The 21,128-nt window shown below is 66.7% G+C and carries 19 protein-coding genes and 1 pseudogene; 15 read left to right on the top strand and 5 right to left on the bottom strand.

Going from position 1 to position 21,128, the window contains the following annotated elements; all coding sequences use genetic code 11:
• From B3T77_RS02885 to B3T77_RS02865, 5 genes and pseudogenes are all read left to right on the top strand, one after another.
• Window positions 1-408, top strand: a pseudogene (locus B3T77_RS02885) (baseplate multidomain protein megatron); the annotation flags it as partial.
• A gap of 91 nt (window positions 409-499) precedes the next feature.
• The gene (locus B3T77_RS02880; protein ID WP_292077034.1) at window positions 500-1,426 is read left to right on the top strand and encodes a DnaJ C-terminal domain-containing protein; all 927 of its coding nucleotides are present in this window, start codon (window positions 500-502) and stop codon (window positions 1,424-1,426) included.
• A gap of 46 nt (window positions 1,427-1,472) precedes the next feature.
• Window positions 1,473-2,633 carry a phosphoserine transaminase gene (locus B3T77_RS02875; RefSeq protein WP_292077032.1) on the top strand — a complete coding sequence of 387 codons (1,161 nt, stop codon included), beginning with the start codon at window positions 1,473-1,475 and terminating at the stop codon, window positions 2,631-2,633.
• A gap of 75 nt (window positions 2,634-2,708) precedes the next feature.
• Window positions 2,709-4,004, top strand: a complete 1,296-nt coding sequence (locus tag B3T77_RS02870) for an adenylosuccinate synthase (protein WP_039244628.1) — start codon at window positions 2,709-2,711, stop codon at window positions 4,002-4,004.
• A gap of 139 nt (window positions 4,005-4,143) precedes the next feature.
• The gene (locus B3T77_RS02865) at window positions 4,144-4,923 is read left to right on the top strand and encodes a response regulator (protein ID WP_292077030.1); all 780 of its coding nucleotides are present in this window, start codon (window positions 4,144-4,146) and stop codon (window positions 4,921-4,923) included.
• Between the two features lie 44 nt (window positions 4,924-4,967).
• Here B3T77_RS02865 and rpoH read toward each other — a convergent pair whose 3' ends face one another.
• Complete coding sequence (rpoH, locus tag B3T77_RS02860; protein WP_026108409.1) at window positions 4,968-5,855, bottom strand: RNA polymerase sigma factor RpoH; 888 nt, start codon at window positions 5,853-5,855, stop codon at window positions 4,968-4,970.
• Between the two features lie 230 nt (window positions 5,856-6,085).
• Window positions 6,086-7,105 carry an RluA family pseudouridine synthase gene (locus B3T77_RS02855; RefSeq protein WP_409514551.1) on the bottom strand — a complete coding sequence of 340 codons (1,020 nt, stop codon included), beginning with the start codon at window positions 7,103-7,105 and terminating at the stop codon, window positions 6,086-6,088.
• 83 nt (window positions 7,106-7,188) lie between these two features.
• Here B3T77_RS02855 and B3T77_RS02850 point away from each other — a divergent pair, with 83 nt between their 5' ends.
• Window positions 7,189-7,824, top strand: coding sequence for a DUF2799 domain-containing protein (locus tag B3T77_RS02850; protein ID WP_292077026.1), 636 nt, complete (start codon window positions 7,189-7,191; stop codon window positions 7,822-7,824).
• A gap of 9 nt (window positions 7,825-7,833) precedes the next feature.
• On the opposite strand, the gene fba is transcribed toward B3T77_RS02850, so the two are convergent.
• The 3 genes from fba to gap all read right to left on the bottom strand — a co-directional run bounded on the left by fba (window position 7,834) and on the right by gap (window position 11,433).
• A complete protein-coding gene (gene fba, locus B3T77_RS02845; protein WP_055803694.1) occupies window positions 7,834-8,919 on the bottom strand; it encodes a class II fructose-bisphosphate aldolase in 1,086 nt (361 codons plus the stop codon).
• A gap of 144 nt (window positions 8,920-9,063) precedes the next feature.
• A complete protein-coding gene (locus B3T77_RS02840; protein ID WP_292077020.1) occupies window positions 9,064-10,260 on the bottom strand; it encodes a phosphoglycerate kinase in 1,197 nt (398 codons plus the stop codon).
• Between the two features lie 165 nt (window positions 10,261-10,425).
• The gene (gene gap, locus B3T77_RS02835; protein ID WP_292077017.1) at window positions 10,426-11,433 is read right to left on the bottom strand and encodes a type I glyceraldehyde-3-phosphate dehydrogenase; all 1,008 of its coding nucleotides are present in this window, start codon (window positions 11,431-11,433) and stop codon (window positions 10,426-10,428) included.
• 258 nt (window positions 11,434-11,691) lie between these two features.
• On the opposite strand from gap, the gene B3T77_RS02830 reads away from it, so the two are divergent.
• The 9 genes from B3T77_RS02830 to leuB all read left to right on the top strand — a co-directional run bounded on the left by B3T77_RS02830 (window position 11,692) and on the right by leuB (window position 20,978).
• The gene (locus B3T77_RS02830) at window positions 11,692-11,844 is read left to right on the top strand and encodes a hypothetical protein (RefSeq protein ID WP_292077015.1); all 153 of its coding nucleotides are present in this window, start codon (window positions 11,692-11,694) and stop codon (window positions 11,842-11,844) included.
• 90 nt (window positions 11,845-11,934) lie between these two features.
• Window positions 11,935-13,674 (top strand): dihydroxy-acid dehydratase, encoded by a 1,740-nt coding sequence (locus B3T77_RS02825; protein ID WP_292077013.1) that lies wholly within the window; start codon window positions 11,935-11,937, stop codon window positions 13,672-13,674.
• Window positions 13,675-13,677: 3 nt separating this feature from the next.
• Window positions 13,678-14,691, top strand: coding sequence for a ketol-acid reductoisomerase (ilvC, locus tag B3T77_RS02820; RefSeq protein ID WP_292077011.1), 1,014 nt, complete (start codon window positions 13,678-13,680; stop codon window positions 14,689-14,691).
• A 19-nt stretch (window positions 14,692-14,710) separates the two neighbouring features.
• Window positions 14,711-16,423, top strand: coding sequence for an acetolactate synthase 2 catalytic subunit (gene ilvG / locus B3T77_RS02815; protein WP_312184929.1), 1,713 nt, complete (start codon window positions 14,711-14,713; stop codon window positions 16,421-16,423).
• A 1-nt stretch (window position 16,424) separates the two neighbouring features.
• Window positions 16,425-16,676: an ACT domain-containing protein gene (locus B3T77_RS02810; RefSeq protein WP_039244600.1), complete on the top strand. Its 252-nt coding sequence runs from the start codon at window positions 16,425-16,427 to the stop codon at window positions 16,674-16,676.
• Window positions 16,676-17,926: a 2-isopropylmalate synthase gene (locus B3T77_RS02805; protein ID WP_292077036.1), complete on the top strand. Its 1,251-nt coding sequence runs from the start codon at window positions 16,676-16,678 to the stop codon at window positions 17,924-17,926. The genes B3T77_RS02810 and B3T77_RS02805 overlap by 1 nt, the downstream gene beginning before the upstream one ends.
• Window positions 17,919-19,331: a 3-isopropylmalate dehydratase large subunit gene (gene leuC, locus B3T77_RS02800; protein ID WP_292077005.1), complete on the top strand. Its 1,413-nt coding sequence runs from the start codon at window positions 17,919-17,921 to the stop codon at window positions 19,329-19,331. The genes B3T77_RS02805 and leuC overlap by 8 nt, the downstream gene beginning before the upstream one ends.
• Window positions 19,324-19,911: a 3-isopropylmalate dehydratase small subunit gene (leuD, locus tag B3T77_RS02795; protein WP_292077002.1), complete on the top strand. Its 588-nt coding sequence runs from the start codon at window positions 19,324-19,326 to the stop codon at window positions 19,909-19,911. Before leuC ends, leuD begins: the two co-directional genes overlap by 8 nt.
• Window positions 19,908-20,978: a 3-isopropylmalate dehydrogenase gene (leuB, locus tag B3T77_RS02790; protein ID WP_292076999.1), complete on the top strand. Its 1,071-nt coding sequence runs from the start codon at window positions 19,908-19,910 to the stop codon at window positions 20,976-20,978. The genes leuD and leuB overlap by 4 nt, the downstream gene beginning before the upstream one ends.
• Window positions 20,979-21,128 lie beyond the last annotated feature (150 nt).

Below are 21,128 nucleotides of genomic sequence, written 5' to 3'. Positions count from 1 at the left end.
ACGGGGCCGGCTGGCGCGGCGCCGGGCGGTGCGGGGTTCAGCGAGGCCGTCTTCGTGGCGAGGGGCGTGCATGATCGGCCGTGGTCGCCGTCTGGTCTGACGGTCGAGACGTCGGCCAAGGGTCTGGCGACCCGATGGACGCCGCGCGTGCGGCTGTTCGGCGACAGTTGGGATAGGGAACCGACAACGGTCGATCCGATGCGGTTCCGGCTGCGTGTGCGGGACGGAGATATCGTGGTGCGGACAATGGAGGTGGAGGGCGTGTCGGGCTTCTATGCAGCGGCTGACTTGGCGGCGGACTTCCCAGAAGGCGCGACATCGATGGCGCGGATCGCCGTGGCGCAGTGGGGCGAAGGGTTCGGGTGGGGCTCAGAAGCAGAAGTGGAGGCGGAAATCCGGCAGGTCTGACCAAATAGGGCGGGTCCAGCCCTTTGCGCGGGGCGGGGCATGGCTTAACTGACGGCCTCTCGACCTTTTTTTAGCTGGAGCGACAACGGACGTGGCAGGCGACCCCTACAAGGAACTGGGCGTTTCGAAGGGCGCGAGCGCGGACGAGGTCAAGAAGGCGTATCGCAAGCTCGCCAAGGAGCTGCATCCCGACAAGAACCCCGGCGACAAGATCACCGAGGACAAGTTCAAACGGGTGACCGCGGCCTTCGACATCCTGGGCGACAAGGAAAAGCGCGCCAAATACGACGCGGGCCAGATCGACGGCGACGGCAACGAACAGTATCGCGGCTTCGGCGGGGGCGGTCGCGCCGGCGGCAGCCCGTTCGGCCAGGGCGGCAATCCGTTCGGACAAGGCGGCGGGCCGGGCGGCCGGGCCAACTTCGAAGGCGTCGATCTGGACGAGCTGTTCGGCATGTTCGGCGGGGCCGGGCGGCAGCGCGGCGCTAGGGACTTCACCTCACGCGGTCAGGACGTGAAGGCGACGCTGGACATCAGTCTGGAAGACGCCATCGCCGGGGCGACGCGACGGATTCAGTTCTCGGATGGACGCACACTGGACGTGACCATTCCCAAGGGCGCGTCGGAAGGCCAGACGATCCGCCTGCGCGGTCAGGGATCGCCGGGACGCGGGGCCGAGAACGGCGACGCCCTGATCGAACTGAGGATCGAACCGCACCCCATCTACAAGCGCGACGGGGCGGACCTGACCATGGACCTGCCGGTGTCGGTGCCCGACGCGGTGCTGGGCGCCAAGGTGCGGGTGCCGACGCCCGAGGGCGCGGTGCAGATGACGCTGCCGGCGGGATCGAACTCGGGCAAGGTGCTAAGGCTGAAGGGGCGCGGCGCGTTTGCGCAAGGCAGGCGCGGCGATCTGCTGGCGCGGGTGATGGTGACGCTGCCCGATGCGCCGGACACCGAACTGACCGCCTTCGCCGAGGATTGGCGGGCCAAGCGGCCCTATACGCCGGGGCGGTGAGTGTGCTGAAGCCGCATGAAGCGCGGCAGCGCCAAAGGAAGACAGCATGAGCACGAAGCCTGATGTGAAGCCGGCGCGGCCGTGGTTTTCGGCGGGGCCGACGGCGAAGCGGCCGGGCTATGCGCTGGGCGGATTGCCGTCCGACCTGCTGGGACGCGGCATTCGCGCGCCCGAGGTGGTGGAGCGGTTCGCGCATGGCCTGCGGCTGACACGCGAGGTGCTGGAAGTGCCCGACAGCCATGTGATGCTCTATACGCCGGGGTCTGACACAGGCGCGGTCGAGGCGGCGCTGTGGGGCATGCTGGGCGCCCGGCCTGTGCAGGTTGTGGCGTTCGAGAACTTCGGTCTGACCTGGCTGGCGGACGTGAAGGATCATCTGGGGCTGGAGCCCGAGGCGCTGACGGCGCCGTGGGGCGAACTGCCCGATCTGAGCCGGGCCGACTGGTCCAAGGACGTGGTGTTCCCGTGGAACGGCACGACCTCGGGCGTGCGCGTGCCGGACGCCGACTGGATCGCCGACGATCGCGAGGGGCTGGCGATCTGCGACGCGACCTCCGCCGCCTTCGCCATGCCGCTGCCGTGGGACAAGCTGGATGTCGTGACCTTCAGCTTCCAGAAGGCGCTGGGCGGCGAGGCGGGCATCGGGGTGATGGTGCTGTCGCCGCGCGCGGTCGAGCGGCTGGATACCTTCCGGCCGGATCGGGCGATTCCGAAACTGCTGCGGCTGACCGACGGCAAGGGACGATTCGATCGGGCGCTGGCGGACGGCGTGGCGATCAACACCTTCTCGATCCTGACCATCGAAGACTGGATCGACGCCCTGGGCTGGGCCAAGGACATCGGCGGATTGAGCGAACTGATCCGGCGGACAGACGCCAACTACGCCGCGTTGGCGCAATGGGTGGAGCGCACCGAATGGATCGCCTTCCTGCCGGATCAGCCGGAGATCCGATCGACGACCTCGGTTTGCCTAAAGTTCACCGATGCGCGGATCGCCGCCTTGGACGACAAGGTGCAGAAGGCCTTTGTCGTGCGGTTCAAGGCCCTGCTGGAAGGCGAGGCGGCCGTGTTCGATATGGAGCCGCATCGCAATGCGCCGCCTGGCCTTCGACTATGGTGCGGTTGCACGGTCGAGACCGCCGATGTGATCGCGGCGACGCCCTGGCTGGAATGGGCCTTCGAGACAGCGGTCAGCGAAGTCGGATAAATCCGCCTGACGGGACGACATCGGACGATTCCCTCGCTATAGGCTGCGCCCGCATTCCAGTGCGGAGAGACGGTTTTGGCGAACGTAGCGGTGGTCGGCGCCCAGTGGGGCGACGAGGGCAAGGGCAAGATCGTGGACTGGCTTTCCAACCGCGCCGACATGGTCGTGCGGTTCCAGGGCGGTCACAATGCGGGCCATACGCTGGTCGTGGACGGCAAGGTCTACAAGCTGGCGCTGCTGCCCAGCGGCGTGGTGCAGGGCAAGCCGTCGATCATCGGCAACGGCGTGGTCGTCGATCCGTGGCATCTGGTCGGCGAGATCGAGAAGATCGCCGCCCAGGGTGTGGCGATCAGCCCTGAAATCCTGACCATTGCGGACAACGCCTGCCTGATCCTGCCCATCCACCCTGCGCTGGACGTCGCGCGCGAGGCGGCGGCCAGCGCGCCGGGCGCCAAGATCGGCACGACCGGGCGGGGCATCGGTCCGGCCTATGAAGACAAGGTGGGGCGTCGCGCCATTCGGGTCTGCGATCTGGCCAATGAAGACGATCTGAAGGTCAAGATCGACCGGTTGCGCTCGCACCACGATCCGCTGCGCGCCGGTCTGGGGTTGGAGCCGATCGATCCCGACGCGCTGCTGGCGCAGTTGCTGGAGATCGCGCCGAAGATCCTGCCCTATGTGAAACCGGCCTGGCGCGTGCTGGACCAGGCGCAAAAGGACGGCAAGCGTGTGCTGTTCGAAGGGGCGCAGGGCGCCTTCCTGGACGTGGATCACGGCACCTATCCCTATGTCACCAGTTCCAACACCGTCGCCGGCCAGGCGGCGGCGGGGTCGGGGATCGGACCGCGCGGCGTCGGTTATGTGCTGGGCATCGTGAAGGCCTATACGACGCGCGTCGGAGAGGGCCCCTTCGCCTGCGAACTGAATGATGAGGTCGGCGCGCATCTGGCGACCGTTGGCCGCGAGGTCGGGGTCAACACCGGCCGCGCCCGCCGCTGCGGCTGGTTCGACGCCGTGTTGGTGCGCCAGTCCGTGGCGATCAACGGCATCGACGGGATCGCCCTGACCAAGCTGGACGTGCTGGATGGGTTGAAGACGCTGAAAATCTGCGTCGGCTACAAGGTCGATGGCGAGGTGCTGGACTATCTGCCCTCGAGCCTGAAGGCTCAGGGCGCGGCCGAGCCGGTGTTCGAGGAGCTGGAAGGCTGGAGCGAAAGCACCGCCGGGGTCCGCAGCTTCAAGGACATCAACGCCAACGCCATCAAATATGTGCGCCGGATCGAGGAGTTGATCGGCGCCCCAGTGGCCCTGCTGTCGACCAGCCCAGAGCGCGACGACACCATTCTGATGCGCGATCCGTTCCAGGGCTGAGGCTTTGGAAGGGGCGGCGTGAGGCGGCGGACTACGCAGAAAGACCTATTCAACAGGTCTTAACCCGTCGGCGGTAAGGATAATGGCTCCAACCTCGGAGTCTGATGTGTTCGCCGCAAACGCCAGAACCATAAGCCGCATGGAGCCCGCGCTTCGTCGGGTGGTCATCGTGGACGCCAATCTGTCGTCAGCGCGACTGCTGACGGACATCGTGAAGGGCATGGGGGCGCGCGAGGTCTATTCCGAAGGCGACGAGGAACGCGCGCTAGAGTTGCTGCGCGACGTCGAGCCAGGCGTGATCTTCACAGAACGGTCCGGAGACAAGCTGAACGGCGAGACGCTGGCGCGGCGCATTCGGCGCTCCAGCATGTCGTGCCGCATGTCGCCGATCATCATGGTGACGGGCGAGGCGACGGCTGCGGCGATCAAGGGCGCGCGCGACGCCGGCATCCATGAGTTCCTGAGAAAGCCGTTCACGACAGGCGACCTGTTCAAGCGGGTCGAGAATGTGACGTTGAAGCCCCGGCCCTGGATCGAGGCGGTCGGCTATGTCGGGCCGGATCGTCGCCGGTTCAACTCAGGCGAATATTCAGGCGCCCGCAAGCGCCGCAGCGATGGCGCGGCTGGAGGCGGCCCTGCCGAAATCAGCGATCAGGCGTCGCGAATCCTGGTTTCGGCCATGTCGCAGTTTGAGCAGGATCCGTCGCAGGCGACGCGCGCCATTCGCCAGCAGGCCGAGACGCTGAACGGTCTGGCCATCAAGACGGCGGACGCGCGGCTGGCGATGGCTGTGGCGACCCTGCAGGCCTATGTGGCCAGCGGTCAGGTGACGAAGGCGGGACTGGCCCAGCCGATCGGCACGGTGGTGACGGCTGCGAGAGCGGCCAATGAAGCGGCGCCGGTGGCGCGCGCGTCATGATAGATGGTCCGCCGCGCCGTTGAAGGCGCAGCGGACCGACTTGCTTAGGCGTCGACCAGGTTCCGCTCTTCGGCGGCGGCGCGCATGGCCTTTTGCAGCTTCTCAAAGGCGCGGACCTCGATCTGACGCACGCGCTCGCGCGAAACGCCGTACTGGCCGGCGAGCTCTTCCAGCGTGACCGGATCGTCCTTGAGGCGACGTTCCGTGAGGATGTGCTTCTCACGATCGGTCAGCTCTTCCATGGCCTCCTGAAGGAGGCTCATGCGGATGCCCTTTTCTTCGTCGTCGGCGAGCTGGGTTTCCTGAGACACGGCCGTGTCATCGGCCAGCCAGTCCTGCCACTCGCTTTCGCCGTCGGCGCGCAGAGGGGCGTTCAGGGAGGCGTCGCCGCCGAGACGGCGGTTCATGTTGGTGACCTCTTCCTCCGTCACGCCAAGTTTGGTGGCGATGGCGGCGAGGTGTTCAGGATGCAGATCGCCTTCCTCGAAGGCCGAGATCTGGCTCTTGGCCTTGCGCAGGTTGAAGAACAGCTTCTTCTGCGCTGCGGTGGTGCCCATCTTCACAAGCGACCAGCTGCGCAGGATGTATTCCTGGATCGAGGCGCGGATCCACCACATGGCGTAGGTCGCCAGGCGGAAACCCTTGTCGGCGTCGAACTTCTTGACGGCCTGCATCAGGCCGACGTTGCCCTCGGAAATGACTTCGCCGATCGGCAGGCCGTAGCCGCGATAACCCATGGCGATCTTGGCCACGAGACGAAGGTGCGAGGTGACGAGACGGTGGGCGGCTTCGGGGTCCTGGTGTTCAGACCAACGCTTGGCGAGCATGAACTCCTCGTCCTTGGTCAGCATCGGAAACTTGCGGATTTCCGTCAGATAACGCGACAGGCCTTGTTCAGGCGACATCACCGCGAGCGTACTATTGGCAGCCATATACAGGTCCCTCCGACCGTCTTGAACGAGCGGGCTCTTCGTCATCGGCCACGGTGTGTGCGCCGACGTCTCACCCCTCAACCGGTGAAGTAGCGATGGGTTGCCGCCATTTTTAGAGGCGGATCGTCACACGAAAGCGTGACCGTGGCCCTGGCGCCACTCGCGCCGATCGACGTCCTATATAGAACTTTGTCAGTTGCTATTCAAGACCTGCCTACACGGGCGGCTGTTCAGAGTTCGGCGAGCCGTGTTTCGAGACGCTGCATGTCGTACGGCGGCGCGGTCTCGAAGCGAAGCGCCTCGCCCGTGACAGGATGGACAAAGCCCAGAACGGCGGCGTGGAGGGCCTGACGCTCGAGGGCCGCTTCTGTGATGGCGGTGCGAACGGGAATGGCTGGACTGCCCGAGCCGTAGGTCGCGTCGCCGAGGATCGGCGCGCCTTTGGACGACAGGTGGACGCGGATTTGATGCGTGCGGCCGGTGTGCAGGGTGCAGGCGACCCGCGCAGCCATGGGTGCGCCGCCAGCTTTCGCGGGCTGCCCGAAGGTCGCTTGGACGACATAGTCGGTGATGGCCTCGCGACCGCCGGCCTTGAGGACCGCCATCTTCTTGCGGTCGCCGGTGGAGCGCCCGATGCGGGTGTGGATACGGCCGGTCGCGGGCGACGGCGCGCCGCGTGTCAGGGCGATGTAGGTGCGCTCGATGTCGTGCGCAGCGAACAGGGCGGAGAGGCCGGCGTGGGCGCGGTCGGTCTTGGCGGCGACCATGACGCCGGAGGTGTCCTTGTCCAGCCGGTGAACGATTCCGGGGCGGGCGACGCCGCCGATGCCCGAGAGGCTGTCGCCGCAATGGGCCAGCAGCGCATTGACCAGGGTGCCGTCGGGCGTGCCGGGCGCGGGGTGGGCGGCCATGCCCGCAGGCTTGTCGATGACGATAAGGTCGGCGTCCTCGTAGAGAACGGTCAGGGGAATGGCCTGGGGCTGGGGCGTGGCCGGCGCGATGGGCGGCAGGGCGACGGCATAGAGGCCGGGCTGGGCCTTGGCGGAACCGCCGGTCAGGACCGCGCCATCGCGGCTGACGGCGCCCTCGGCCAGCAGGGCCTGGAGCCGGGCGCGCGACAGGGTAGGGAAGGCGCCGGCCAGGGCCTTGTCCAGGCGAACGCCGGCCGCGTCGATGCGGGCCTCCAGCACCTCGGCGGGGGCGCCGGTCGCGGGGTCTTCGTCTTCGTCGATCAGATCATGGGCGGACACGCCGTCTCCCTAGCACGACCGGCCGCTTGCGCGAGGGGCGCGGGTGAGGTGATAGTCAAGCTTGGGGGCGTAGGGGACATCCGATGAAGCGGTTGATGATCGCCGGGGGCGCGTTCGCCGCGGCGGCGCTGCTGAGCAGCTGCACGACCATGAGCAAGGACGAATGCCTCGCCGGCGCCTGGGGCGAGAAGGGCTATGCCGACGGGGCGTCGGGCTGTCCGATGACGCGACTGGACGACCACGCCAAGGCCTGCGCCAAGTTTCAGATCGCACCCAACTCGGCCGCCTACGGCTCGGCGCGTGAGGATGGCTTGCGGACCTACTGCACCTTCCAGCGCGGCTGGGAGGAGGGGCGGGCGGGCAATGCCTATTATGGCGTTTGTCGGCCGGAGGAGGAGCAGGCGTTTCTGCCGGCCTATCGCGACGGCCGAATGCTGCATGAGGTCGAGGACGCCTACGAGACGGCGGAAAGCGCGCTGAACAGCGCCGAGGCCCGGATCGAGAACCGCGAAGACAAGCTGGAGGCCAAGGAGCGCGAACTGCGCGGCGACGGCCTGACGGACGAAGAGCGGGAGCGTGTCCGTGACCGCATCCAAGAGGTCAGAGGCGAAATCCGCGATGCGCGTCGCAATGCCCGAGAGGCCCGCGACGCGCTGGATCAGGTGGAATGGGACGTTCGCCGGGTGCGGCGCGAACTGAGCGGCCGCTACCCGGTCTAGACGACGGTCCTAGGCGGCCTTGACGGATGCGCCGCGGAAGGACGGATCCAGGTCGCCCGAGGCGTAGCGCTTCGCCATCTGGGCGGTGGAAAGCGGGCGGATCTTGGAGGCCTGGCCCTCGCAGCCGAACTGCTGGTAGCGCTCCATGCAGAGCTTCTTCATCGCCTCCTTGGCGGGCTTCAGATAATAGCGCGGGTCGAACTCGCCCGGCTTCTCCATCAGGGCCTTACGGATGGCGCCGGTGATGGCCATGCGGTTGTCGGTGTCGATGTTGACCTTGCGCACGCCGTGCTTGATGCCGCGCTGGATTTCCTCGACCGGCACGCCCCAGGTCTGGGGCATTTCGCCGCCGTACTGGTTGATGATGTCCTGCAGATCCTGTGGCACAGACGAAGAGCCGTGCATCACCAGGTGGGTGTTGGGCAGGCGGCGATGGATTTCCTCGATCACGTTCATGGCCAAGACCTCGCCGTCCGGCTGACGCGTGAACTTGTATGCGCCGTGGCTGGTGCCCATGGCGATGGCGAGGGCGTCGACCTTGGTGGCGGCGACGAAATCGACGGCCTGATCCGGGTCGGTCAGCAGTTGCGAGTGGTCCAGCTTGCCCTCGAAGCCGTGGCCGTCCTCGGCCTCGCCCATGCCGGTTTCCAGCGAGCCCAGCACGCCCAGTTCGCCCTCGACCGAGACGCCGCAGGCGTGGGCCATTTCGGTGACGCGACGGGTGACGTCGACGTTGTATTCATAGCTGGCGGGGGTCTTGGCGTCTTCCTCCAGTGAGCCATCCATCATCACGCTGGTGAAGCCGTACTGGATGGCGGTGGCGCAGGTCGCCGGGCCGTTGCCGTGGTCTTGGTGCATGCAGACCGGGATGTGCGGATAGAGCTCGGCCAGGGCGTCGATCAGCTTGGCCAGAACGATATCGTTGGCGTAGTTCCGGGCGCCGCGCGAGGCCTGAATGATGACTGGGGCGTTGACCTCATGGGCCGCCTCCATGATCGCCAGACCCTGTTCCATGTTGTTGATGTTGTAGGCGGGCAGGCCGTAGTCATTCTCTGCCGCGTGGTCGAGCAGCTGTCGCAGCGTGATGCGCGCCATGGGGTAGTCTCCTAAGCCGAATAGTCTTTTTGGTTGGGCGAGAGATTAGACGCCGGACAGCGCGAAGTCACGCCGTGTTACAGCCGTTTCAGCGCCGATTTCGAAGACAGGATGCAGGCGTGATCCGCCTGCATCGCTGAGCCTTCAGGCGCGCAGGGCCTCGACGCCGGGCAGGGGCTTGCCCTCCATCCATTCCAGGAAGGCGCCGCCGGCGGTAGAGACGAATGTCAGGTCCGCAGCAACGCCGGCATGACCGACGGCTGCGACCGTGTCGCCGCCGCCCGCCACCGCGATCAGGGCGCCGGCCTTGGTGCGCTCGGCGACGTGCTTGGCCGCGGCGACCGTGGCGGCGTCGAAGGGCGGAACCTCGAACACGCCCAGCGGGCCGTTCCAGATCAGGGTCTTGGAGCCGTCGATCGCGGCGTTCAGGCGGTCGACGGTGTCGGGACCGGCGTCCAGGATCTTGTCGTCCTTCGCGAGGGCCCCTCCTGTCGTGACGGTGCGGGCGTCGGCGCCGGGCTTGACCTCGGTCGCCACGACGACATCGACGGGCAGCAGGATGTGGCAGCCCTTGGTCTCGGCTTCCGCCAGGATTTCGCGCGCCGTGTCCGCCATATCCTTTTCGGCCAGCGAGCCTCCGATATCGACGCCTTGCGCATAAAGGAAGGTGTTGGCCATGCCGCCGCCGATGGCCAGCGTGTCCAGCTTGCCGACCAGGTTCTTCAGCAGATCAAGCTTGGTCGAAACCTTGGAGCCGCCGACGATGCCGACCACCGGCTTCTGCGGATTGCCGAGCGCCGCATCGAGCGCGTCCAGTTCGCGCCGCATGGATTCGCCGGCGTAAGCCGGGATGTGGTGGGCGACGCCTTCGGTCGAGGCGTGGGCGCGGTGGGCGGCCGAGAAGGCGTCGTTGACGTAGAGATCGCCGAGATCCGCCAGCTTCTGGGCGAAGACCGGATCATTGGCCTCTTCCGCCGCGTGGAAGCGCACGTTCTCCAGCAGGACCACGCCGCCGGCGTCCAGGTCGCGGATGGCGTCCACGGCGTCAGGACCGATGCAGTCGTCGGCGAAACGGACGGGGGCGCCGAGCAGTTCTTCCAGCGGCTGGACGACGGGTTTCAGGGTCATCGACGGGACGCGCTGGCCCTTGGGACGGTCGAAGTGGGCCAGCAGCGCGACCTTGGCGCCCGCGTCGCGCAGGCGCTGGATCGTCGGCAGGGCGACCCGCAGACGGGTGTCGTCCGTAACCTTGCCGCCCTCCATCGGGACGTTGAAGTCCACGCGGACCAGGGCCGTCTTGCCGGCGAGATCCTGGGCGTCGTCGAGAGTGCGGAAAGTCATGATCGTTTCCCTGTCTCCTCCCGGTCGCAAAGCGATGGGGAGGTGGCGCGGCGCGCTTGCGCCGTGACGGAGGGGCTTTGGCCCCGAGTTCGGTGCGGTGGAAAGAGCCCCTCCACCACTTCATGGTCCCCCTCCCCACGGTGTGGGGAGGAGACTTTTGCGATCTTACAGGAACTTCGCCATCTGCAACGCCGTGTCGCTCATGCGCGTCGCGAAGCCCCACTCGTTATCATACCAGCTCAACACGCGGGCCAGCTTCCCGTCGACGACCTGGGTCTGGGGCAGGGCGGCGGTGGAAGAGGCCGCGATGTGGTTCAGGTCGTGCGAAACCAGCGGGTCGGTCGTCGTGAACAGGACGTCCTTCATCGGACCGTCGGCGGCGGCCTGAAGCGCCGCGTTGATCTCTTCGACCGTGATCGCGCGACCGGCGACGACCTTCAGATCGACGACCGAGACGTTGGGGGTCGGGACGCGGATCGACGAGCCGTCCAGCTTGCCCTTCAGCTCCGGCAGGACAAGGCCCAGCGCCTTGGCGGCGCCGGTCGAGGTCGGGATCATGGACAGGGCCGCGGCGCGGGCGCGGTAAAGGTCCTTGTGCATCGTATCCAGCGTCGGCTGGTCGCCGGTGTAGGAGTGGATGGTGGTCATATAGCCGCGCTCGATGCCGAACAGGTCGTTCAGCACCTTGGCGACGGGGGCCAGGGCGTTGGTGGTGCACGAGCCGTTCGACACGACGATGTCGTCGGCGGTCAGGGTTTCGTGGTTGACCTTGTAGACGATGGTCTTGTCGGCGCCGTCTGCGGGGGCCGAAACCAGGACGCGCTTGGCGCCGGCCTTCAGGTGGGCGCTGGCCTTGTCCTTGGAGGTGAAGATGCCGGTGCATTCGAAGGCGATGTCCACCTTCAACTCGGCGTGCGGCAGATTGGCGGGATCGCGTTCGGCCGTGACCTTGATCTTGCCGGTGCCGACGTCGATCCAGTCCTCGCCCGAGGTCACTGTGCCGGGGAAGCGTCCGTGGACCGAATCGTAGCGGAACAGGTGGGCGTTGGTCTCGACCGGACCCAGGTCGTTGATCGCCACCACCTCGATGTCCGTGCGGCCATGCTCGATGATCGAGCGAAGGACGAGACGGCCGATGCGGCCGAAACCATTGATGGCGACGCGAACGGTCATGGGAAGCTCCTCTGAAGGGTAGGGTGTTGTGCTCTTCATATAGGTTGGCGTCTCAATGAAGCGGTCGCGGACGGCTTTCAACCCCGCGCACGTAACATGATGTGATGGACGGTTACGCTTCGTCGGCTGTCCGAATGGAGTGGCGGCAAGAAACACCTTTCTTTGGATCATTTTGCTTTCGTCACGCAAAATTATTGCGACAGGGGTTGTGCGACTCCAGCGGCTATGGTTTCTTGGCGTCAGAACAGGGAGCCGCCCGTGGCCACGATGACGCGCGACATGACGAAGGGACGCACCGCGAAGGCGGCAGCGGCCGTTCGCGCGCCGGTCGGCCTGCAAAGCCCCGTATTCCTCATTACCCTCGTACTTCTCGGCCTGCTTACGCAAGCGGCGTGGATGCACGCGACCTGACCCTAGACACACTCAGGATCGTCTCGCACCACCCCGCCTCCGAAAGGAAGCGGGGTTTTTCGTGCGCGGCGGTTCGAAAGAACCGGATCGATGACGCAAAATTCTACCTCTCAGCCCAGAAAGCCGAATGCGCGCAGCGCGGCGGTGACGGTTGGTCCGAACCGGGCCGCCGCCCGCTCTTATCTGCGCGCCGCCGGCATGCAGGACGCCGACTTCGAAAAGCCGATGATCGGCATCGTCAACACCTGGTCGACGGTCACGCCGTGCAACATGCACCTGGACCGCCTGGCCAAGGATGTCCGCGCCGGCATCACGGCGGCAGGTGGCTATCCGGTTGATTTCAACACCATCGTCGTCACCGACGGCATCTCGATGGGCACGGCGGGCATGAAGGCTTCGCTGATCAGCCGCGAGGTCGTCGCCGACAGCATCGAACTGGCCATCGAGGGCCACCAGCTGGACGGCGTGGTCTGCATCGTCGGCTGCGACAAGACGATCCCGGCGGCGGCCATGGCCCTGGCGCGGATGGATATCCCCGGCCTGGTCTATTACGGCGGCACCATCATGCCGGGCGTGATCGGGACGAAAGAGGTCTCGGTCCAGGAGGTGTTCGAGGCCATCGGCGCCCATTCGGCCGGCGCCCTGGACGACGAAGGGCTGAAGGCGGTCGAACAGGCCGTCTGCCCCGGCGCCGGGGCCTGCGGCGGTCAGTTCACGGCCAACACCATGGCCATGGCCTTGTCTGTCATGGGCATCTCGCCCATGGGCGCCAACGATGTGCCCGCCGTCGATCCGAACAAGGCCGCGGAGGGTGAACGCTGCGGCCGCCTGATCGTCGAGCGCGTCTTCTCCGGCGACACGGCCCGCAAATACATCACCCGCGCCAGCCTGAAGAACGCCGCCGTCGCCGTCTCGGCCTCGGGCGGGTCGACCAATGCGGTCATGCACCTGACGGCCATTGCGGCGGAAGCCGGCGTCGAGTTCGGCGTCGAGGACTGCCACCAGGCCTGCGTCGAGGCGCCGGTCATCTGTGATCTGAAGCCGGGCGGCCGCTTCCTGGCCTCGCATCTGTTCGCCGCCGGCGGCACGCGTCTGGTCACCCAGCGGATGGCTGAGGCCGGCAAGATCGTGAACACTCCCACCGTCACTGGCCGCAGCCTGTTCGCCGAGGCCGCCGAGGCCGAGGAAACGCCGGGCCAGGTGGTGGTGACCAACTTCGACGCCCCTGTGATGGATCGCGGCAGCTTCGCCGTCATCTATGGCGATGTCGCCCCGGAAGGCGCGGTCATCAAGCTGACGGGCCACAAGGTCGACACGTTCGAAGGTCCGGCCTGCGTCTTCGACTCAGAGGAGGATGCCTTCCACGCCGTTCAGGATGGATCGGTCGGCGAGGGTGACGTGATCATCATCCGCTACGAAGGACCCAAGGGCGGTCCGGGCATGCGCGAGATGCTGCAGGTCACCGCCGCCCTGAAGGGTCGCAAGATCGACAATGTCGCCCTGCTGACCGACGGCCGGTTCTCGGGCGCCAGCTACGGCTTCGTCGCCGGCCATGTCTCGCCGGAAGCCGCCGTGGGCGGCCCGATCGCCCTCATTCGCGATGGTGACCGCATCACCATCGACGTCACCAACCGCCGCATCGACGTCAATGTCGATCTGGCGACGCGCCGGGCGGGCTTTACGCCCCACGTAGTCCGCCCGGCGCGAGGTGTCTTCGCCAAATACCGCGCCTCGGTCGCCTCGGCCGCCCAGGGCGCTGTCACCATCCCCAACCCGCCGCCGGCCCAAGTCCCGGCAAGCCACAAAACCAACGCTGCTCAGGACGCCTGACCCATGGCCATCACCATCTACACCAACGAAGACATCAAGCCGGGCGCCATCGCCGGCCAGCGCATCGCCATCATCGGCTACGGCTCGCAGGGTCGCGCTCACGCCCAGAACCTGAAGGACAGCGGCCACGACGTGGTCGCCGGCGTCCGTCACGGCGGCACGGGCTGGAAACACGCCACCGCCGACGGCGTGCCGACCGCAGAGCCGGCCGAGGCCGTCAAGGGCGCTGACATCATCGCCATCCTGACCCCTGACATGGTTCAGGGCGACGTCTATCGCGACATCATCGAGCCGAACGCCAAGGAGGGGTCGGCCCTGCTGTTCGCCCACGGCTTCTCGATCATCTACGGTCGCATCACCCCGCGCGAGGACATGGACGTGATCCTGGTCGCGCCCAAGGGACCGGGCGATCTGGTCCGCCGCGAGTTCCAGCGCGGGCGCGGCGTGCCCAGCCTGTTCGCCGTCGAGAAGGACGCGACCGGCAAGGCGCGCGACCGGGCCATGGGTTACGCCAAAGGCAATGGCGGCGCGACCGGCGGCCTGCTGGAAACCACCTTCCGCGAAGAGACCGAGACCGATCTGTTCGGCGAACAGGCCGTCCTGTGCGGCGGCGCCAAGGAACTGGTCATCCAGGGCTTCAACACCCTGGTCGAGGCCGGCTACCAGCCCGAAATCGCCTATTTCGAATGCCTGCATGAGCTGAAGCTGATCGTGGACCTGTTCTACGAAGGCGGCATCTCCAAGATGCACCACTTCATCTCCGAGACGGCCAAATACGGCGCGGTCGCCAGCGGCCCGCGCGTCGTGACCGAAGAGACCAAGGCCCGCATGAAGACCATTCTGGAAGAGATCCAGGACGGCACCTTTGCGCGCAACTGGATCGCCGAGAACGAGGCCGGCAAGCCGCAATACGAGGCCTGGCTGAAGGCGGACCGCGAGAGCCAGATCGAACAGGTCGGCGCTCGTCTGCGCGAACGCATGGCCTGGCTGAACACGCCCAAGGCAGAAGCGGCCTGATCGCCGCCTGAACGACCGGATGATCCTGATGACCGCCGCCGCCTTCAAACCTCAAGCCGAGACCGCTCCCCAGTCGGGTGCGCGTCTGCTGGTCTCCACCCTGGAGCGGCTGGGGGTGGAGGTGGTGTTCGGCTATCCGGGCGGCGCCATCATGCCGGTCTATGACGCCCTGGCCGGCTCCAAGCTGAAGCACATCCTGGTCCGCCATGAGCAGGGCGCGGCCTTCTCGGCCGACGCCTATGCCAGGAAGAGCGGCAAGGTCGGGGTCTGCATGGCGACTTCAGGCCCCGGCGCCACCAATCTGGTCACCGGCATCGCCAATGCGATGATGGACTCGGTGCCGATCGTCTGCATCACCGGCAACGTCGCCCAAGGCCTGATGGGCACTGACGCCTTTCAGGAGATCGACATCCTGGGCGTCACCCTGCCGATCGTGAAACATTCGATCCTGGTCCGCTCGGCCGCCGAGGTTCCCGCCGCGATCGAGGAAGCCTTCCATATCGCTCGCTCGGGCCGCCCCGGTCCGGTTCTGGTCGATCTGCCCAAGGATGTGCAGTTCGAGACGACCGGCGAGGACTACGGTTTCTCCATTCCCAACCAGACGCCGCGCGTCGATCACGACGCCATCGCCGCCGCCGAGGCCGCGATCCGGGCGGCGAAGAAGCCGTTGGTCTATATCGGCGGCGGAGTGAAGATCGGCGGCGCGACCGAGGCTCTGCGCGCCTTCGTCGCCGCGACCGGCATCCCCCAGGTCTCGACCCTGAACGCCCTGGGCACCATCCCGACCGATGCGCCGGGCATGCTGGGCATGCTGGGCATGCACGGCACGCGCGCCGCCAACCACGCGGTGCAGGACAGCGATCTGCTGATCGTCGTCGGCGCCCGGTTCGACGACCGCGCGACGGGCAAGCTGGCCGAGTTCGCGCCTAACGCTCGCATCATCCATTTCGATATCGACGCTTCGGAAGTCGGCAAGCTGCGCAGCGCCAATGTCGCCGTCGTCGGCGAGCTGCGCGAAGGCGTTGAGGCGCTGACCGCGCGCATGCGGTCGGGCGCCGCACTGGACATTCAGGCCTGGGCCGACGACTGCGCTGGTGCGGCCAAAGCGGGCGCTCACCGCTATGACGCGCCGGGCGAGGGGGTCTATGCGCCCGCCCTGCTGAAGGAAATCTCGGAAGCGGCGGGCGATGATTTCGTCGCCGCCTGCGACGTGGGCCAGCATCAGATGTGGGCGGCCATGCACTGCCGCTTCGCCAAGCCGGAAGCTCACATCACCTCGGGCGGTCTGGGCGCGATGGGCTTTGGTTTGCCCGCCGGCATCGGGGCCAAGCTGGCCGATCCGTCCGCGACGGTCGTCACAATCGCCGGCGATGGCGGCTTCATGATGAACATCCAGGAGCTGGCGACGCTGAAGCGTTACGGCATCCCGCTGAAGATCGTGCTGATCGACAATTCCTCGCTGGGCCTGGTGCGCCAGTGGCAGGAGCTGTTCTTCGCCGAGAACTATTCCGAGATCGACCTGTCCGACAACCCGGACTTCGGGAAGGTCGCCGAAGCGTTCGGCATCGAGGCCTTCCGCATCGATCGCCGCGATCAGGTGTCCGGCGGCATCCAGCGCCTGCTGGCCGCCGACGGTCCCTGCTTGGCCCATGTGGTCATCGACCCCCGAGACAACGTCTGGCCGCTGGTTCCGCCGGGCAAGAACAACGCTGAAATGATGGAGGGCTCCTGAGATGAGCAACACGATCCACATCCAGATCGACCGTGCGGACGGTTCGCTTCAGCGTCTCATCGGCCTGGTGGAGCGCCGCGGCTTCCACATCGACGGCATGGCTCTGGCTGACGAGGGCGCCTTCCGCCGCATCGCCCTGACCGTACGCGGCCGCGACGCCGGCCGCTGCATGGACAACCTGGGTCGCCAGATCGACCGGCTGTTCGGCGTGCGCCGGATCAGCAACGACATTATTCAATCCGAGGCCGCGTGATGATTACCCCCGAAAGCGTACGCGTATCGGGCTTATCCCGCACCGAGCAGATCGCCGCCGACCCCAACCGTGTCATCGTCTTCGACACGACGATGCGGGACGGGGAACAGGCCCCTGGCTTCTCCATGTCCGCCCAGGCCAAGGTGAAGATGGCCCAGGTTCTGCGGGACCTGGGCGTGGACGTTATCGAGGCGGGCTTCGCCGCCGCCTCGCCCGGCGACGAGGACTGCATCCGTCGCGTGGCCGGCGAGGTCGAGGGCCCGATCTTCAGCTCCCTGTCGCGCGCCAACGAGAAGGACATCGACGCCACCTTCCGCGCCCTGGCGCCGGCGCCGAAGTCGCACCGTCGTTGTCACACCTTCATCGGCACCAGCCCGATCCACCGTTCCGCCAAGCTGAAGATGTCCACCAATGAGGTGCTGTCGACGGCCGTGCGGTCGGTGGAATACGCCCGGAGCCTGTTCGACGATGTCGAATTCTCGGCCGAGGACGCCTTCCGCACCGAGCCGGAGTTTCTGGCCGATGTGCTGGAGGCCGCCGCCGACGCCGGCGCCCGCACTCTGAATGTCCCTGACACTGTCGGCTATGCGACTCCGGAAGAGGTGCGCGAAACCTATCGCGCCCTGGCCGCGCGCATCAAGAAGCGCCATCCGCACGTGATCTTCTCGGCCCACTGCCACGACGACCTGGGCATGGCGGTCGCCAACTCCCTGGCCGCCGTCGAGGGCGGTGCGCGTCAGATCGAGGGCGCGATCAACGGCATCGGCGAGCGGGCCGGCAACTGCTCGATCGAAGAGGTCATCATGGCGCTGAAGGTCCGCGAGGACCGCTATGGCGTCACGACCGGCGCCGACAGCCGTCATCTGGTGCGCGCCTCCAAGATCCTGTGCGAGATCACCGAGACGGTCATCGCCCGCAACAAGTCCGTGGTGGGCATCAACGCCTTCGCCCACGAGGCGGGAATCCACCAGCACGGCATGCTGGCCGACAGCCGCACCTATGAGATCATGCGGCCCCAGGATGTCGGCTTCGAAGGCAGTTGGTTCGTGCTGGGCAAGCATTCGGGCCGTCACGCCATCGCCAAGCGCGCCGAGACCATCGGTCGTCCCATCGAGAGCGAGCGTCTGGCGGCGGTGGTCGCCGGCTTCAAGTCGCGCGCGGACCAGATCGGCGAGATCAACGACGCCGAACTGATCGCCATCATCGACCGCGTCGACGGCGTGTCCGAGATCGTGGCCCAATATGCCTGATCCCAAGACCCTGTTCGACAAGGTGTGGGACGCCCATGTCGTGCGGCCGGAAACGGCCGACACGCCGGGCGTGCTGTATATCGACCTGCATCTGGTCCACGAAGTCACCAGCCCCCAGGCCTTCAGCGAGATCGAGGCGCGAGGGCTGAAGGTCCGTCGCCCCGACCGGACCTATGCGACCCTGGACCATTCGACGCCGACCCTGCCGGCGGGACTGAACGGGCTGAAACCCTATGTCACGGCCCAGGCCGAGGCGCAGGTCCATACGCTGGAGCGGAACTGCGCCGCCCACGGCGTGCCGCTCGCGGGATGGGGCTCAGAAGACCGTGGCGTGGTCCACGTCATGGGGCCGGAACTGGGCCTTACCCAGCCGGGCATGACCGTGGTCTGCGGCGACAGCCATACGGCGACGCACGGCGCCTTCGGGGCTCTGGCCTTCGGAATCGGTACGTCCGAGGTCGGCCATGTGCTGGCGACCCAGTGCCTGTTGCAGCGCAAGGCCAAGGCCATGCGAGTGACGGTGGACGGCGCGTTGCAGCCCGGCGTCTCGGGCAAGGACGTCGCCCTGGCGGTCATCGCCGCCATCGGCTTCGGCGGCGGCACCGGCTATGTCATCGAATACGCGGGCGAGGCGGTGCGGTCGCTGGACATGGAAGGGCGTATGACCCTGTGCAACATGTCCATCGAGGCCGGCGCGCGAGCCGGAATGATCGCGCCGGACCAGACGACCATCGACTGGCTGCGCGGTCGCAAGCACGTGCCAGCAGACTATGAGGCGGCGAGCGCCGAATGGCTGAAACTGGCGACGGATGCAGGCGCGGTCTTCGACAAGGAAGTGACCATCGACGGCGCCGCCATCCGACCCATGGCGACCTGGGGCACGACGCCGGATGCGGGCGCGCCCATCGGCTCGCCCGTGCCGCAACCGCAGTCGGACTCAGACCGCAAGGCCATCGCCTATATGGGCTTCACGGCCGGGGAGGCGACGACGAGCCAGCCGGTGGATGTGGTATTCATCGGCTCCTGCACCAACGGGCGCCTGCCCGATCTGCGCGCCGCCGCCGAGGTGCTGCGCGGCCACAAGGTCAAGCCGGGTCTGCGCATGCTGGTGGTGCCGGGGTCCGAGACCGTGCGTCGCGACGCCGAGGCTGAAGGCCTGGATCAAGTCTTCATCGCCGCCGGGGCCGAATGGCGCATTCCCGGCTGTTCGATGTGCATCGCCATGAATGGCGATTTCGTCGCGCCGGGCCAACTGGCCGTATCCACATCGAACCGCAATTTCGAAGGCCGCCAAGGCAAGGACGCCCGCACCATCCTGGCCAGTCCAGCGACGGCGGCGGCGACGGCGGTCGCTGGCGTGCTGACCGATCCGCGCGTCTTTCTGAAGGAGGTCGAGCATGTCTGAACCCTTCCAGGTGCTGACCTCCAAGACCGTGACCCTGAGCCAGGCCAATATCGACACCGACCAGATCATTCCGGCGCGCTTCCTGACCACGACCACGCGCGAAGGGCTGGGCAAGGCCGCCTTCTATGACTGGCGTTACGAAGACGACGGCTCGGAAAAACCCGAGGCCATTCTGAATCGCATCGATCCGGCCGAGCATCGCATCCTTCTGGCGGGGCGGAACTTCGCCTGCGGTTCGTCGCGCGAACATGCGCCCTGGGCTCTGCTGGACTATGGGTTCCGGGCGGTGATCTCGACCGAGATCGCTGACATTTTTACATCGAATGCGCTGAAAAACGGCCTGCTGCCCATCGTGGTCAGTCAGGCGGTTTGGGACGATCTGGCGTCGCAGCCGGACCAACCGGTCACGATCGACCTCCAGGCCAATCAGATCCAGTGCGGCAATGCCGAACCCGTGACGTTCGGGGTCGAATCCTTCGCCCGCCAATGCCTGCTGGACGGGGTGGACACCCTGGGCTGGCTGCAATCAAACATGCCTGAAATCGAAGCCTACGAGCGATCGAAAGAGACCGTAAGATGAGCACCGCCGCCACCAAGACCTACAACATCGTCCTGCTGCCCGGCGACGGCGTCGGACCGGAGGTCACTCGGGCCGCGCGTGATGTCTTGCGGGTCATTGGCGACTTCTATGGTCACCATTTCGAGTTCGCCGAGCATCTGATCGGTGGCGCGGCCATCGACGAAACAGGCGAACCCTTGCCCGAGGCGACGCGCGCCGCCTGCGTCGCGTCCGACGCCGTGCTGCTGGGCGCCGTCGGCGGACCGAAATGGGATGGCGGCAAGGCGCGTCCGGAACAGGGGCTGTTGGCCATCCGCAAGGCGATGGGCCTGTTCGCCAATCTGCGGCCGTTGCAGGTGTCGCCGGTGCTGGCGCACCGCTCCCCGCTGAAGAAGGAGATCGTCGAGGGCGTCGATCTAATCGTCTTCCGCGAACTGACCGGCGGCGTCTATTTCGGTGAGAAGACCCGCACCGCCGACCGCGCCACCGACCTGTGCGAATACACCGTGCCGGAGATCGAGCGGGTGACCCGCGCCGCCTTCCAGACCGCTCAACAGCGTCGCGGCAAGGTGACCTCGGTCGACAAGGCCAATGTCATGGAGACCAGTCGCTTGTGGCGCGAGGTCGTGACCCGCATCCATGCCGAGGAGTTCCCAGACATCACCCTGGAGCACGCCCTGGTGGACTCCATGGCCATGCACCTGATCCGCAAGCCGCGCGAATACGACGTCATCCTGACCGAAAACATGTTCGGCGACATCCTGTCGGACGAGATCTCTGTGCTGGGCGGCTCCATCGGCCTGTTGCCGTCGGCGTCGCTGGGCGCGGGCGGGCCGGGTCTGTTCGAGCCGATCCACGGCTCGGCGCCGGACATCGCCGGCAAGGGCATTGCCAACCCCTACGCGACCCTCTTCAGCGCCGCGATGCTGCTGCGCCATTCGCTGGGCCTGGAGGCCGAAGCCGCTGCGGTGGAAGCCGCCGTGCACGCGGTGCTGGATGACGGCGTGTTCACCGCCGATCTCGCGGCCAAGGGGCAGGCAGTCAGCACCGCTGCCGCCACCGACGCGGTGCTTGCCAAGCTGAAGTGATGCCAGGAAGGGGTCGGATCCTTTTCTGCAGGAAAAGGCTCTGCCCCCGGCAACTGCCGTCGAGCATGGCTGCACTGCCCCCTGCCGGTGCAGCCACCCATGGGCTGGCTGCACTGTAGATCCACGCCATGCGTGGATGGGGTCGGGTCC

The sequence above is a fragment of the Brevundimonas sp. UBA7838 genome, assembly GCF_002500885.1.
GTDB lineage: Bacteria > Pseudomonadota > Alphaproteobacteria > Caulobacterales > Caulobacteraceae > Brevundimonas > Brevundimonas vesicularis_C.
Note: the sequence above shows the minus strand (reverse complement) of the source record. Positions and strands in the feature narration are given on the sequence as shown.

Bases quoted from the DNA above. Each gene is read 5' to 3' on its own strand.
- B3T77_RS02875 (WP_292077032.1), top strand. From the start codon at position 1,473: ATGAGCACGAAGCCTGATGTGAAGCCGGCGCGGCCGTGGTTTTCGGCG.
- B3T77_RS02865 (WP_292077030.1), top strand. From the start codon at position 4,144: ATGGAGCCCGCGCTTCGTCGGGTGGTCATCGTGGACGCCAATCTGTCG.
- rpoH (WP_026108409.1), bottom strand. From the start codon at position 5,855: ATGGCTGCCAATAGTACGCTCGCGGTGATGTCGCCTGAACAAGGCCTG.
- B3T77_RS02850 (WP_292077026.1), top strand. From the start codon at position 7,189: ATGAAGCGGTTGATGATCGCCGGGGGCGCGTTCGCCGCGGCGGCGCTG.
- fba (WP_055803694.1), bottom strand. From the start codon at position 8,919: ATGGCGCGCATCACGCTGCGACAGCTGCTCGACCACGCGGCAGAGAAT.
- B3T77_RS02840 (WP_292077020.1), bottom strand. From the start codon at position 10,260: ATGACTTTCCGCACTCTCGACGACGCCCAGGATCTCGCCGGCAAGACG.
- gap (WP_292077017.1), bottom strand. From the start codon at position 11,433: ATGACCGTTCGCGTCGCCATCAATGGTTTCGGCCGCATCGGCCGTCTC.
- B3T77_RS02825 (WP_292077013.1), top strand. From the start codon at position 11,935: ATGACGCAAAATTCTACCTCTCAGCCCAGAAAGCCGAATGCGCGCAGC.
- ilvC (WP_292077011.1), top strand. From the start codon at position 13,678: ATGGCCATCACCATCTACACCAACGAAGACATCAAGCCGGGCGCCATC.
- ilvG (WP_312184929.1), top strand. From the start codon at position 14,711: ATGATCCTGATGACCGCCGCCGCCTTCAAACCTCAAGCCGAGACCGCT.
- B3T77_RS02810 (WP_039244600.1), top strand. From the start codon at position 16,425: ATGAGCAACACGATCCACATCCAGATCGACCGTGCGGACGGTTCGCTT.
- B3T77_RS02805 (WP_292077036.1), top strand. From the start codon at position 16,676: ATGATTACCCCCGAAAGCGTACGCGTATCGGGCTTATCCCGCACCGAG.
- leuC (WP_292077005.1), top strand. From the start codon at position 17,919: ATGCCTGATCCCAAGACCCTGTTCGACAAGGTGTGGGACGCCCATGTC.
- leuD (WP_292077002.1), top strand. From the start codon at position 19,324: ATGTCTGAACCCTTCCAGGTGCTGACCTCCAAGACCGTGACCCTGAGC.
- leuB (WP_292076999.1), top strand. From the start codon at position 19,908: ATGAGCACCGCCGCCACCAAGACCTACAACATCGTCCTGCTGCCCGGC.